Consider the following 12,520-nt stretch of genomic DNA (forward strand, 5'->3'; position numbering starts at 1 on the left):
TTCGAGGTGACACGAAAATGGCACTCACTGCAAACCGCAACGTCGATCATTACGTGGATCAGGAACTCCGCACGCTGGCCCTGGCCGACAACGTCTACGTGTTCCGCGGCGCCCTGCTGGGACTCTCGCCGACCGGATACGCCCGCCCGCTCGTCGCCGGCGACCGCTTCGTCGGCCTGGCCTACGAGGAAACGGACAACATCGGCGGCGCCGCCGGAGACCTCTCCGTCCGCGTGTACACCAGGGGTGATTTCGAACTGCCGCTCCCCGGCGCGACCTTCCCCGACATCGGCCGGCCCGTCTTCGCCTCCGCCGACGACACACTCACCTTCGCCGCTGCGGGCAACTCCTGCGTCGGCATCGTCCAGGACGTGCTCGACGCCGGAGAGATCATCCTCCGCCTCGACACCACCCAGCGGCCGGTCAAGACGATCACCTACGAGGTGGCCGATCTCTCCGCCGGACAGGACGTCGCCGCCCGGGCCATCCACAGCTTCGGCGTCGAAGGCTGGATCGTCGCGGCACGAGTCGTGAACGAGTCCACCGCGGCCGCGGGCATCGACGCTTCGAATACGTGTGTCGTGCAGCTCGCCACCGGCGCCGGCGTCGTGGCCACCAAGACTTTTGACAACACGACGCCCTTCCCCGCCGCGAACGCGTCCACGTCAATGGGAACCATCAGCAACGCCCACGCCCCGGCCGGCACCGTGCTGACCCTCGCCGTGACCAACGGCTCGACCGCCAACCCCGGCCCCTTCCACGTCTGCGTCGATTACGTTTGACCGCGTCTATTCGCGTTCTTCCTATTGCCTATTGCCTGTTGCCTTTCTTCAAGGAGCCTCATCGTGGCCATTATCAATACCGGACTGCTCACCAAGGGCCTGCGCAGCGAGTTCTTCAACCGCTTCGAGGCCGCAAAGACGTACTACCAGGATCTGAGCACGCGCATCCAGTCGAACAGCGATCAGGAGACTTATCGCTGGCTGGGATCCGTGCCGCGCATGCGCGAGTGGGGAACCGGCCGCGTCGCCCGCGGCATCGGCACCGAGTCCTACTCCGTGGAGAACCTCAAGTACGAAGCCACGCTGGAGGTCGACCGTGATGAAATCTCCGACGACAAGACCGGCCAGATCCGCATCCGCGTCGGCGAGCTCGCCGCCCGCGCCGCGACGCACAAGGACTATCTGCTCGCCCAATTGCTCGTGAGCGGCCACGCCTCCGGTTTCCACGGCTACGACGGCGTGCCCTTCTTCGGCACCACCCACGTTTCGGGAGCATCGGGCGCACAGTCGAACCTGATCGGCGCCGACGCGGTGGAGCCGGACAACGTCACCCCGGCCGAGTTCAAGCTGGCGATAAAGAGCGCCATCGGCGCCATGCTCGGCTTCAAAGACGACCAGGGCGACCCCATGTCCATCTCGGCCACGGGCCTGGTCTGCGTCGTGCCGCCGCTGTTGCACATGACCGCCCTCGAAGCGGTCAGCGCCACGATCCTCAATAACACGTCCAACGTGCTCGAGGGCATCGCCCGAGTTGTTCCCTGCGCCTGGCTGACCGACGTGACCGAGTGGTACCTGCTGAAGACCGACGGCGTGGTCCGCCCCTTCATTTTCCAGGACCGCGAGCCCGTCGAATTCACCGCCCTTACCGAGAGCAGCGACGAGGGCTTCCGCCGCGAGAAATTCCTCTACGGCGTCCGCGCCCGATACCGCATGGCCTACGGCTACTGGCAGTTCGCCGTGCGCGTGAAATTCAGCACGCCAACGTAGGGAAATTGCGGAATGCGGAACTGAGAGTTGGGAATGCGGAAAGTGGCCTCCGAATCTATGCCGGAACGTTGGTTGATCCGCGAGTCACAAACGCATTTCACGAGGAATCGCTCTCATCTTCCTGCTCAACATTCTTAATTCCGCATTCTGGGCAAACCACTCTCGTTGCGTTGTTGCAGACCGACCCCCTGAAGGATGTTCCACCATGTCTTACATCACCAACGCCATGATCGAGCAGCGCCTGGGTCACGCAGCCTATGTGCAGCTCGGCGACGACGACGGCGACGGCGTCGCCGATACGCCCGTGGTCGACGAGGTCCGCCTGGCGGCCGAGGGCGAGGTCAACAGCCGACTCGCCCTCCGCTACGCGGTGCCCATCGACACGACGGGGCGGCCGGAGCTCGCCGGGCTCCTCGCCTCCATCACCCTGGACATTGCGGAATACCGCCTGCGGGTCCGCCGCCCGCCGGTGCCCGAAGCCGCGGAACGCCTCTATGCCCAAGCCGTCGCCTGGCTGACGGACGTCGCGAAGGGAGCCTTCAGCCTTCCCGTCGGCGGACTTCCCGGCCCGAACGCCACAGGTGACATCTCCGCGTCACTCGGTGAGGAGCGCATCTTCACCCGCGAGGAGCTGGACGGTTTCTGACGTGAACCTGCCGTTCGTGGAGTTCCTTTCGACGTTCGCTCTTTCTTGGGATTTGTGATTTCACTATCGCCTGTTGCCCGTTGCCTATTGCCTTCTTCCAACCATGTCCACACCCGACCGAACCACGATCAAAGCCGCCGTCGATGCCCTGGCGGCCGGACTGCGCAGCGGACTCATCGCCGATCCCCCCACCGCGGCCAAGCCCTTCCGCCGCGTGGAGGTCGGCCTGTCCGGCGTGCAGGAGTATCCCCGCCCGTTTCTGACGCTCACGCTCACCCGCGTTCGACCCATCGGCTCGGTCGACGGCGACCGGCTCATGCGCGTCTCGCTGAGCCTCCGTGTGGTCAGTGACGTCAACAACGGCGGCGTGCACGACGCCCTGCTCGATCGCATCGCCGCCGTGGATGACCATCTCGATGGCCTGGTGCAAGCGGGCTTGATCGAAGGCGCGGACGGACTCGACGACCGCGAGTGGCAACTGGACTACCCCAAGACGACGGCCGCGGCACGCGTCGCGTCGGCCACGTCGACGATGTCCTTCGTCGTCCGCGTCGAACGGTTCTTCAATCGCGCGGGCGCTTCGTGAACGAAGAGGAAATCGACCCATGATCTGGATACTCGCCACGCGCGGAGCATCGACCAGGCTGCGGCAGTCGCCGTTCGCGGAGACGGCGATCGCCGGCGTGCAGGGCGTGGTCTACCGGCCGGGCATCGCGCCGGTGGTCAACTCCGGCGAGGACGGATCCGCCGGACCGGCCGGAACGTTTGTTCGCGGCGTGCATCGCATTTCCGGCGTACTGTTCTCCTACGACGGAAACGTCGCGGAAACACTCTTCGCCATCACGGAGCCGATCGATCTCATCGTCCGCTACACGGCCAGCGGTGAGTCGCGCAAACGCGTGCTCAAGGACGTGCTGTTCATCGGTGACGCCGTGGTAACCGTTCCGCCGCTCAACCGCGGCGAGGCCGAGCTTATCGGCGTCCCTTTCCGCGTGCAGATTCCCGACACGGAAACACTCGCTCAACACGTGGAAGATCTTCCGGAGAGTTGATCGTGCCGATTGATTCCAACACGCTCATCGCGGCCGCAGCCAGCGCCTTCGCTCAGCAGAGCGCCGACCTGCTCGCCCAGCAGGCCCGTCAGCCGATGATCGTCTACGTCCGCCGGGCGACGGGAAGCGGCGACATCGACCACACGTTCGCACTCGATCGGCCGTTCCGGTTGGTGTTCATTCGGTGCCACTTTGTTGGCACGACACAGCGGGCGGCCATGACCATCGAACTGGATGCACAGGCCGGCGCGGCCTACGACGCCGAGCTTTACGTGATTCGAACCGCCGGCCCGGGACGGGACGTGTACCTTCGCGTGACGGCGGACGAGGCGGCCGAGCCGTCGCCGTGGACGTTTCAGACCGGTGACGCCCTGCGCCTGCGCTGGACCAATCCCGACCCCGGCTCCATTACCTGGGGCGTGGAGGTAGGCATGGCGCTGACGGGATAAGCAGCTCAAAGGCGTCACGGAAACGCACGACCGTGAATGACAAGAATGCGGAATGTTGAATGGTGAATGCGGAATGAAGACAAGAAAGCCAGACCCTGGGGGTGGCCCACGGCTTCAGCCGTGGGGAAGCGATCATGTCCTCGCGGCGTCGGACGCCGTGCGCTATCGCGCCCCCACCCCTGAAGGGGTGGGCCACCCGGCACATGTTGAGTGAGGGGCTTCGCTATTCGTGCTCCGCCACTCCGAATTCCGCATTCTGCATTCACCATTCAACATTCTTGCTTGACTGAGACCCAGCGAAATCATCTGACTCCGGATGCCCTGCTATGCCCCTGACCGATCACAGTGACAGCATCGTGACACGCAATCTCCTCGTCGAGGATCTGCTGACGCTGGGCGACAACACGCCCCTGCACGTGCCGGAGCTATCGGCCGCCGCCCCCACGCCCCCCGCCGGTACGGTCGCGGTCTATGCCAAATCCGACGGACATCTTTACGCCCGGGATGATTCCGGCACGGAGCGGGATCTTTCGGGCGCCGTTCCCTCGGCCTTGCGCACCGTGGGCAAGATGCTTTACATCGAATGGCCCGCCACCGGCGACGCTTTTCCGCTCGCGTTTCTGCCCGCGGACGTGACCTTCGTGCGCGTTCGCGGCGTGACCGATACGGGCACGGTGGACTTTCAGATCGAGCGTCGGGCGACGAACACGCCGGGTTCGGGCGGGACGAACGTGTTGTCTTCTGCGTTGCAGGCCACGTCGGCCGGGGCGTCCACGACGTCCTTCGCCGACGGCGGAGCGGTCGCCGCGGGACAGTGGCTTTACTTCGTGGCTTCGGCGACGAGCGGTTCACCGACCAGGCTCTGGGTTGCCCTGGAGTACACGGTCGACGAGGCCCAGGACATCCTTTCTCGTTCTTGATTCATCCATGTCCATCGATCGAATCTTGGGAGTTGAACATGCCTGGCGGACCGTTGTTTCCTTCGAGTGCCGTGCCCGACACATCGGGCGAAGTCTTTCCGGTGGTTCACGCCGCGGGCGGCGGCTATCGCGAGGGTCTGGGCGTCATCGGCGGTCCCACGGCCGACCGAATCTGGCACCTGGAATTCGACCTGCCGCCGGCACTTCCATCCGGCGTTTGCCGGCTCGTACTTGTGGTCGTGGCCGATGCCGCATCGGGCGCGGCCAAGGTTAATCCCAAGTGGACGGCGATCGATCCCTCCGCGGGTGACAACGCCTTCACGGCATCGCGCCTGCCCGAGGGCACGACCACGCTCACCTGGTCCGCGGGCCACGAAAACGACGACAAGCTCGCATCAGTCGTGCTTGATGCCACGAGCTTGACACCCGGCGGAACGGTGGTGATGGACCTAGTCTTCGAAGCGTCCGGCTGGACGCTGGCCGTCGAATCCACCTGGAAAGCATATCTGATCTGGTCGTAGCCGGGCGAAGCCGCAGCACGTGCCGCTCGCTCTCCATTCGCGCTGCCGGGAGGCCCCCATGTCCCTGCTCTTCGATCACGACGCGGAGCACGTCTCCATTAATCATGCGTCGCTCGATCGGCTCGACGCCCTGACCCTCATGCTCTGGTACCGGGTCGACAGCGTCGCCGCGTCCGCGAGCTACGCCGCACTATCCAAGCTGCTTTCGCCCGGAACCGATCAGCTCTATCTCACTCGGCCGATCTACTTCCCCTACCCTGACGACTGGGTGTTCTATCACCGCCGGACGGTGACCAGTACGTTTGTGCGAACGAGCGGAAACCTCGTGCAGGCGGGGCGCTGGGAGTGGCTCTGCGTGCTCGACTCGGACGGCGAGGAGCCGGAGATGCTGCACGCGACACTCACCACGCCGCCGGTCGAGCCCCCCTACCTGGCGCGCACGACCGGCGTCGGCGCGGTACCGGATGATTCCGGACAACCGATGCACATTGGACGATTGGCGAGCCTGGGTTCGCAGTCGTTCATGGGACGGATCGGGTTTCTCGCGATCTACAACCGGCGAATGGGCCTGTCGGAGGCGAAGGCACACTGGCGCCGCCCGAGACCCGCTGCCGGATGTGTACACTTCTGCCACGCCGGGTTGCACGGACTGAGTTGGGTCGACCTCTGCGGAGCGGGAAGCCACGGCACGCCGGCCGGTGGGCCGACGCTCGCGCCACGCGTTCCCCTGGCGATGCCGTTGATGCGGCCCGCGTGGACCGTGCCGTCGACGACGTCCCGCCGCGTGACGCTCGGAGGATTGGCCACCGCGTCGCCACGGGTCGTGCTCGTGGATTAGTTAAGAGGACGTACTTTGTACCGTTCGCGGCCGAACCCTACGACCGGTCGAGGTCGATCCCGAGGCGCTCGGCGATGCGGTCGAAATCATCCAGGCTGAAGTAGTCGATGACGATCCGGCCGGTCCCCTTCCGCTTTCCCTCCTGGATACGCACCTTCGTGCGAAGCGACTGTTCGAATTGGCGTTCGAGTTCTTCGACATGGCGGGAGCGGAATCGTGGCTGCGCGGCCGGTTGCGTCGTACCGGGTTCGGGACGGGCGCGCTCGCGGCGGACGATTTCCTCCAAGGCGCGGACGGAGAGTTCGTTGGCGACGGTCGCCTTGGCCAATTCGAGCCGGCGGGCATCCTCGGGGATGCCGAGCAGACACCGGGCATGGCCCATGGAGATGGCGCCGCGGGCAACGAGCTGCTGCAAGTCTGGCGATAAATCCAGTATTCTCAGATAGTTAGAAACAGTCGAGCGATCTTCGCCCAGGCGGGCGGCCACGTCATCGGGGCGCAGTCCGAAGCGGTCGCAGTACTCGCGGTAGGCGCGGGCGCGGTCGATGGGGTTGAGATCTTCGCGCTGGATGTTTTCAACAAGCGCTAGTTCGAGCATTTCCTGGTCGGTGGCGTTGCGGATGAGGACGGGAATTTCGGCCAGGCCGGCCTGGCGGGCGGCGGCGAAGCGGCGCTCGCCGGCGATGATCTGGTAGCGTTCGCCGGACTTGCGGACGGTGACGGGCTGAAGGATGCCGCTTTTTCTTATCGAATCAGCCAAAGATGTTATGTCAGAAGCAGCGACGTTCGTCCGTGGTTGGAACGGATTCGGTGAGATGAGCGTAGCGGGCAACATGGCGACGGAAGATGAGGCCGCAGATCCCTGGCTGGCCGGGATCGGCCTTGGGCTTTCACTGCCCTTGGCCGGCGTTGCGTCCACCGGCGGAGGCGGCGCTGGGTTGGGGACTATGGCTTCGCGCTGCCCGGGGCTTTCGAGGGTCGTTGAGGAGCCAACCAGGGAGCTGAGCCCCCTGCCGAGCCTTCTTCCTGTTTTGGACATGGATCGCCTCCGTGCATGGTTGGATGGACGGTTTACCTGCTGTCGGCGACTTATACGGGCGAAATCCGCGATCTGCAACCCGGAGAGGATTCCTGTTTCACGTGGAACGAGACGCGCAGGAGACCAATCGGTGGGCACTCCCGAGCAGGAATCAGTCGGGGCGGCCCGTCGCGTTTCAAGTGAAACAGGGCTGCAGGAGGATCGAGGCTCTGGCGTAATTGGAGAGGGCCGGGAATCATGGACCGTCTTGTTCCACGTGAAACAGCGAATATTGGGTGTGCGGAGGGTTGGAGCAGGGCCGTCCCACGGTGAGCGAGGTTCGCGACACAATCGAATCAGGGCGGGAGGCGAGAGCGATCCGGAGCAGCATGCCGGGCACGACCAACTTCGCCCGATTTGCCGTGAAGCAGCTTGCGTTGGGTTCGGGTATCCGGCGCAGCGTGACAATCTCTCTGTTGTGGATACTGTTCGCCGGCAGGGACGGTAGGCGGAACGTGAGACTTGGTCTGCGAGCGAAATTCCGGGACGCTTTGCCGACGTCAAACCGCTGATAAGATAATACGATTTGTTGTTATGGACATACCGGTAGGGCGGAGGGTTCTGGATTCCGGCCTGCGCGGAATGACCGCATTCCTCGGTTCGCCCGAAGCTGCGACGGTTCTCGAATTCCTGCGGCGCGGTCCGAGGTTTCGGGGAGGCCTCGACGCTTGCAGGTCCGCGCGAGGCGAAGCTCGCGGCTCGCTGCGAACGAAACAGGGCGGCCAGTAGTAAAGGAATTTAACTGTCTGCCGCGCGGGTTACTTGCGCCGTTCGATCGGCGTCACCTTGCGCAGTGCTGGGCCCACATAGGCGCTGAGTGGACGATAGATGCGGTTGTTGGATCGCTGCTCGATATAGTGCGCGCACCAGCCGGTCACACGGCTGCACACGAACAGGGGGGTGTAAAGATCGAGCGGCAGATCCAGCAAATAGTAAGTGAGTCCACAGGGATAATCGACGTTGGGGTAGATGGGTTTCTCTTTGTTGACAATGGGGTTCTTGATGGCGTCGTAGATGGCGACAAGTTCCATGCGGCCTTTCTGTTCGGCCAATTTGCGCATTTCGCGTTCGAGGATGTGTGCTCTGTGGTCGCCGTTCTTGTAGACGCGGTGGCCGAAGCCCATGACCTTTTCTTTGCGGGCGAGGGCGTCATTCACCCAGGCGGAGGCCTCTTCCGCGGATTTGAAGCGGGAGAGGAGTTCCATCGCGGCCTCGTTGGCGCCGCCGTGCAGCGGACCCTTCAGGGCGCCGATGGCGCCGACGATCGCGGAGATCATATCGGAGGTGGTCGAGCCGATGACGCGGGCGGTGAACGTGCTGGCGTTGAATTCGTGCTCGGCGTAGAGGGTGAGCGTCAGATCGAGAATCTCGGAGGATGTCTTGTCGGGATCCCGGCCGTGGCACATGTAGAGAATCTGTTCGGCGTGGTTGAGTCCCGGCTTGGGAGCGACGGGCTCCTTGCCATTGAGCAGACGGAAGCGGGCGGCGAGCACGTCGGACGATGCGGCGATGAGCCAGATGGCCTGCTCGCGCCAGGCATCGAGATCGTTGCCGCGGACGGGGCAGAAGTGGCCTGCATAGGAGACGCCGGTGCGGAGGACGTCCATCATGGGGACGTCGCGCGGTATGCCGCGGAGGGCTTCGATCACGGGCTTGGGCAGACCGTGGTATTCGGCGAGCCGTTTCCTGTATGACTCAAGCTGTTGGGTAGTCGGAAGCTCTCCATACAACAAGAGGTACGCGACTTCACCGAATACCACATTCTCGGCAAGGTCGGCAATGGCATATCCCCGATAGAGAAGCTGGCCCTGGTCTACACATCCAATGGCGGTGTCGCCGGCGATGCAGCCTTCCAGGCCGGGATTGGCTCGCATGGTCGTCATGGTGAGATTCTCCAAACTTCGGGGCGGCGACCGGCCGCCATGTCCTTACTTGGGGGCTTTCATCTGGTATTCGATCAGGTCGTAGAGGTCCTGGCGCGTTTGCATGCGGTCGACCAGTGATTTCTGGGTCCGCTCTTTCTTGATCGTCTGGAGCGCCTCCTGTGCGGCTTTCGTGGCGATCCGCTGGAGCGTGACCGGGAAGATCACGATTTTGTAGCCCAAGTCGGCGAATTCGTCGACGGTGAGGTAGGGGGTCCGGCCGAACTCGGTCATGTTGGCCAGCAGAATCGTGGGCACATCCTTGGCGAAGCGTTCAAACTCCTCCGTATTGGTCAAGGCCTCGGGGAAGATGCCGTCGGCGCCGGCGTCGAGGTAGAGGCGGGCGCGCTTGACGGCTTCATCATATCCGGTGACGCCGCGGGCATCGGTGCGGGCGATGATGAGGAAGTCCTTCGAGGTTCGGGCCTTGGAGGCGGCGGCGATTTTCTCGCACATTTCCTCGACGGGGACGAGTTTCTTGCCCTCGAGGTGGCCGCAGCGTTTGGGGAACTCCTGGTCCTCGAGGTGGATGCCGCTGATGCCGACGGCTTCGAGGGTTCGAACGGTTCGGGCGGCGTTGTCGGAGCCGCCGTAGCCGGTGTCGGCGTCCATGATGATGGGGATGGTGGTCGAACGGGCGATGTGGTGGGCGTGATCGCGGGCTTCGGTCAGGGTCATCAGGCCGATGTCGGGCACGCCGCCGACGGAGTTGGCCAGGACGGCGCCGGAGAGATACATGGCATCGAAGCCCTCGCGCTCGATGAGGCGGGCGCTGAGAGCGTTGAAGGCTCCGGGCATCGCGACCGTGCCCTGGGCAAGTAGGTCTCTGAGTTTCTTGGATCGGGCCGCGGATGAGGTCATGGGGTTCGGTTCCTCCGGCGTTTTTCGAGACGCGCCATTGTGCATACGCGTGAAAGCGGGGCAAGTGAGACGTTTCGGTCGGCGTTTGCGGAAGGGTCAGTCCGGCCACGAATGACGGTGAAGTCACCCGGGATCAGCCCTCAGGACGGGAGACGTCGAAGTCGGGCGGTGGGGTGACATCGTGGGAATAGGGGGAGGAGAGGAACGGACGGGCGGTGCGGGATTCGCCGAGAAGGATCACGAGCACACTGCGACCGATGACGGTTAAGTCAAGCCATAGGCGGCACTTACGGACGTAGGCGATGTCGTAGAGGATGCGCTCGTCCCAGGAATGGGCGGCGCTGCTGTTGACCTGGGCGAGGCCGGTGACACCGGGACGGACGAGGAGGCGCTGGCGGCGGAAGTCGTCGTAGGCCTCGACCTGGTCGGGGAGTGTGGGGCGGGGGCCGACAAGGGACATATCGCCTTTGATCACGTTGAAGAGCTGGGGGAGCTCGTCAATCTTCGAGCGGCGGAGGAACCGGCCGAGGGGTGTGATTTCGGGGTGGTGGAGAGGGACGAGCTCCTTGGGGTCGGGTTTGCGATCGCCGCGCATGGTGCGGAATTTGATGACCTTGAAGGGGCGGGCGTCTTTGCCGCCGCGCGTTTGGGTAAAGAACACAGGGCCATGGCTGGTGGTTTTGATAAGAATGGCGGTCAGGATAAGGATAGGGGAGATGATGAGGATCGCCAGGGTTGCCACGAGCATATCGGCTGGGCGCTTGAAGCAACGAAGCCAGATCGAGCGCGAGGCGTGCACCGGGAGCGATGGGGGGTTGTCGGCCATTACCATTCATCATACCCATCGGCGGGGAGGGGGAAGAGGCTGGAATCGACGAAGCCACGGAGCCGCGAAAGTGAGGAAGTTACGTCGCGCAGGCTGAAGCCACGCGGCTCAGAAGAGATGAGGGTCGCCGTGGACTTCATCGGCGGGCTGGTGCAACTGGACGTGGAGCAGGAGGGGGGCGGGGGACGATGATAATCTTCATCATCGGGTCGGAGCCGGATGGTTGATCCAGACGCGGCCACGGTCGCCATGGCAAGGAAGGCGGGTAGAGCATGGATGCTGTTGCCGGAACAGTTTTATCACCTGCGCGGAGCGCGGGGGCGGAGGCGATTGCGTGTCCGCTGAAGGACGTCGCGGTGTCACTCGTAGGACAGGGCGGGGCATGGTTCTCGATTGAGAAGCAGGATGAGGCGGTGGTGGTCCGGCCTCGGGCGCCGTTGTCCCGTCGCTGCACCATTCGCGTGGCGGCGCTGTTCGAGCACGAAGGGGATGCGAAAGGCACAGCTAGAGAGCAGTGGCACACGGGCGGCGCGGGGCATTGCAGCGTATCGACGGTGATGGGGCGGGTGGCGTTCGCGCGGGGTGCACATGAGCCGCAGGTGTATCGCCCGTACACGCTCGATCCGCGGCGGAAGCTGCGCGAGCTCTATTTCCCGGTGGAGGCGATGCCGGACGATGAGTGGCAGGCGTCGATTCCGCGGTGGCAGAATTACCAGGCGGTGGCGAAGCGGTTGCTGATACAGGCGGGGATTCAGTGGAGGGGTCTGGATCGGCAGGAGCTGGAAGAACTGACGCTGCACGTGCCTTACCCGGAGCCGGTGGAAGGGTGTGTGCTGCATGCGCTGACGCAGTGGTCGGCGGAGGCGGGGGAGTGCGTCGTTGAAATCGGCTCGTTTCACGGGCGGTCGCTGACGATGCTGGCGATGGCGCTGCGGGGGTTGGAGAGCGAGTCCCCGCTGATCAGCGTCGATCCGCACATGGAGCATCCGTGGAACCGGGATCACGTACGGTTATCGATGCGGCAATTGGGGGAAGAGAACCGGCTGGTGCAGTTCGTGTGCGGGGCGGATCAGGCGGCGAGGCTGTTGCGGCCGGGGACGGCGTCGATGGTTTTCATCGACGGGGACCATGCCTATGAGCAGGTGCTTGCGGATTACGAGAACTACCGGGAGCTGGTCGCACCGGGCGGGGTAATGGCGTTTCATGATTTCGATTTCAGCGACCACAACGGGTTGCCGGCGTTGCATCCCGGGGTGCGACGGACGATCGAGGGCCATGTCATGCGGGACGGGTCGTTCCGTCCGCTGCTGCTGGCGCACACGCTGTTTGCGTTCGTGAAGCAGGGGTGTAGGGTTTGACTTTGACGGACCTGTGGGCGCGGTTAGACTTCGGGGCTTTGAATCGGTTCCCGGCGGCGGCGCGGCGGCGGTCCGAGGCGCGGCCCAGGTTTGTAGGGAGTGGCGGTCGATGTGGACGAAACGAATCTGGCAGGCGTCGCGTTTTCTGGCCTGCGGCGTGATTCTGCTGCAAGCGGGCGGTTGTGACGTGGCGGGCTTTTTGAACTTCACGCAGACGGTGTTCCTGGGAATTACCGCGGCCGGGGCGATCGCCATCATTCAGAACATCTAGGAGCGGAAG

General features: G+C 64.1%; 15 protein-coding genes. 11 read left to right on the forward strand and 4 right to left on the reverse strand.

What is annotated here, in order from left to right:
- Positions 1-17 precede the first annotated feature (17 nt).
- The 9 genes from J5J06_12225 (at position 18) to J5J06_12265 (ending at position 6,195) form a co-directional block, all read left to right on the forward strand.
- Positions 18-782, forward strand: a complete 765-nt coding sequence (locus tag J5J06_12225; GenBank protein ID MCO6437849.1) for a hypothetical protein — start codon at positions 18-20, stop codon at positions 780-782.
- A 63-nt stretch (positions 783-845) separates the two neighbouring features.
- Positions 846-1,769 carry a Mu-like prophage major head subunit gpT family protein gene (locus J5J06_12230; GenBank protein ID MCO6437850.1) on the forward strand — a complete coding sequence of 308 codons (924 nt, stop codon included), beginning with the start codon at positions 846-848 and terminating at the stop codon, positions 1,767-1,769.
- Between the two features lie 205 nt (positions 1,770-1,974).
- Complete coding sequence (locus J5J06_12235) at positions 1,975-2,415, forward strand: DUF1320 family protein (protein ID MCO6437851.1); 441 nt, start codon at positions 1,975-1,977, stop codon at positions 2,413-2,415.
- 103 nt (positions 2,416-2,518) lie between these two features.
- On the forward strand, positions 2,519-3,001 hold the full coding sequence (locus J5J06_12240) for a hypothetical protein (protein ID MCO6437852.1): 483 nt from the start codon (positions 2,519-2,521) through the stop codon (positions 2,999-3,001).
- 19 nt (positions 3,002-3,020) lie between these two features.
- A complete protein-coding gene (locus J5J06_12245; GenBank protein MCO6437853.1) occupies positions 3,021-3,467 on the forward strand; it encodes a hypothetical protein in 447 nt (148 codons plus the stop codon).
- 2 nt (positions 3,468-3,469) lie between these two features.
- Positions 3,470-3,916: a hypothetical protein gene (locus J5J06_12250; GenBank protein MCO6437854.1), complete on the forward strand. Its 447-nt coding sequence runs from the start codon at positions 3,470-3,472 to the stop codon at positions 3,914-3,916.
- A 326-nt stretch (positions 3,917-4,242) separates the two neighbouring features.
- A complete protein-coding gene (locus J5J06_12255) occupies positions 4,243-4,836 on the forward strand; it encodes a hypothetical protein (GenBank protein ID MCO6437855.1) in 594 nt (197 codons plus the stop codon).
- A 38-nt stretch (positions 4,837-4,874) separates the two neighbouring features.
- A complete protein-coding gene (locus tag J5J06_12260) occupies positions 4,875-5,357 on the forward strand; it encodes a hypothetical protein (protein MCO6437856.1) in 483 nt (160 codons plus the stop codon).
- A 58-nt stretch (positions 5,358-5,415) separates the two neighbouring features.
- Positions 5,416-6,195, forward strand: a complete 780-nt coding sequence (locus J5J06_12265; protein ID MCO6437857.1) for a hypothetical protein — start codon at positions 5,416-5,418, stop codon at positions 6,193-6,195.
- Between the two features lie 37 nt (positions 6,196-6,232).
- Here the strand turns inward: J5J06_12265 and J5J06_12270 are convergent, their stop codons facing one another.
- The 4 genes from J5J06_12270 to J5J06_12285 form a co-directional block, all read right to left on the reverse strand.
- Positions 6,233-7,234, reverse strand: coding sequence for a ParB/RepB/Spo0J family partition protein (locus J5J06_12270; protein ID MCO6437858.1), 1,002 nt, complete (start codon positions 7,232-7,234; stop codon positions 6,233-6,235).
- A gap of 797 nt (positions 7,235-8,031) precedes the next feature.
- Positions 8,032-9,156, reverse strand: coding sequence for a bifunctional 2-methylcitrate synthase/citrate synthase (locus tag J5J06_12275; protein MCO6437859.1), 1,125 nt, complete (start codon positions 9,154-9,156; stop codon positions 8,032-8,034).
- A gap of 45 nt (positions 9,157-9,201) precedes the next feature.
- On the reverse strand, positions 9,202-10,056 hold the full coding sequence (gene prpB, locus J5J06_12280) for a methylisocitrate lyase (protein MCO6437860.1): 855 nt from the start codon (positions 10,054-10,056) through the stop codon (positions 9,202-9,204).
- Between the two features lie 133 nt (positions 10,057-10,189).
- The gene (locus tag J5J06_12285) at positions 10,190-10,882 is read right to left on the reverse strand and encodes a sugar transferase (protein ID MCO6437861.1); all 693 of its coding nucleotides are present in this window, start codon (positions 10,880-10,882) and stop codon (positions 10,190-10,192) included.
- 356 nt (positions 10,883-11,238) lie between these two features.
- Here J5J06_12285 and J5J06_12290 point away from each other — a divergent pair, with 356 nt between their 5' ends.
- Complete coding sequence (locus J5J06_12290; protein ID MCO6437862.1) at positions 11,239-12,240, forward strand: class I SAM-dependent methyltransferase; 1,002 nt, start codon at positions 11,239-11,241, stop codon at positions 12,238-12,240.
- A 109-nt stretch (positions 12,241-12,349) separates the two neighbouring features.
- Entirely contained in the window at positions 12,350-12,511 is a 162-nt protein-coding gene (locus J5J06_12295) for a hypothetical protein (GenBank protein ID MCO6437863.1), read from the forward strand.
- Positions 12,512-12,520 lie beyond the last annotated feature (9 nt).

The sequence above is a fragment of the Phycisphaerae bacterium genome (assembly GCA_024102815.1).
Taxonomy (GTDB): domain Bacteria; phylum Planctomycetota; class Phycisphaerae; order UBA1845; family UBA1845; genus JAGFJJ01.

Excerpts from the sequence above, each read along its gene's own strand:
- J5J06_12235 (MCO6437851.1), top strand. The coding sequence starts at position 1,975 with ATGTCTTACATCACCAACGCCATGATCGAGCAGCGCCTGGGTCACGCA.
- J5J06_12285 (MCO6437861.1), bottom strand. The coding sequence starts at position 10,882 with ATGGCCGACAACCCCCCATCGCTCCCGGTGCACGCCTCGCGCTCGATC.
- J5J06_12225 (MCO6437849.1), top strand. The coding sequence starts at position 18 with ATGGCACTCACTGCAAACCGCAACGTCGATCATTACGTGGATCAGGAA.
- J5J06_12295 (MCO6437863.1), top strand. The coding sequence starts at position 12,350 with ATGTGGACGAAACGAATCTGGCAGGCGTCGCGTTTTCTGGCCTGCGGC.
- J5J06_12245 (MCO6437853.1), top strand. The coding sequence starts at position 3,021 with ATGATCTGGATACTCGCCACGCGCGGAGCATCGACCAGGCTGCGGCAG.
- J5J06_12240 (MCO6437852.1), top strand. The coding sequence starts at position 2,519 with ATGTCCACACCCGACCGAACCACGATCAAAGCCGCCGTCGATGCCCTG.
- J5J06_12270 (MCO6437858.1), bottom strand. The coding sequence starts at position 7,234 with ATGTCCAAAACAGGAAGAAGGCTCGGCAGGGGGCTCAGCTCCCTGGTT.
- J5J06_12265 (MCO6437857.1), top strand. The coding sequence starts at position 5,416 with ATGTCCCTGCTCTTCGATCACGACGCGGAGCACGTCTCCATTAATCAT.
- J5J06_12275 (MCO6437859.1), bottom strand. The coding sequence starts at position 9,156 with ATGACGACCATGCGAGCCAATCCCGGCCTGGAAGGCTGCATCGCCGGC.
- J5J06_12255 (MCO6437855.1), top strand. The coding sequence starts at position 4,243 with ATGCCCCTGACCGATCACAGTGACAGCATCGTGACACGCAATCTCCTC.
- J5J06_12260 (MCO6437856.1), top strand. The coding sequence starts at position 4,875 with ATGCCTGGCGGACCGTTGTTTCCTTCGAGTGCCGTGCCCGACACATCG.
- prpB (MCO6437860.1), bottom strand. The coding sequence starts at position 10,056 with ATGACCTCATCCGCGGCCCGATCCAAGAAACTCAGAGACCTACTTGCC.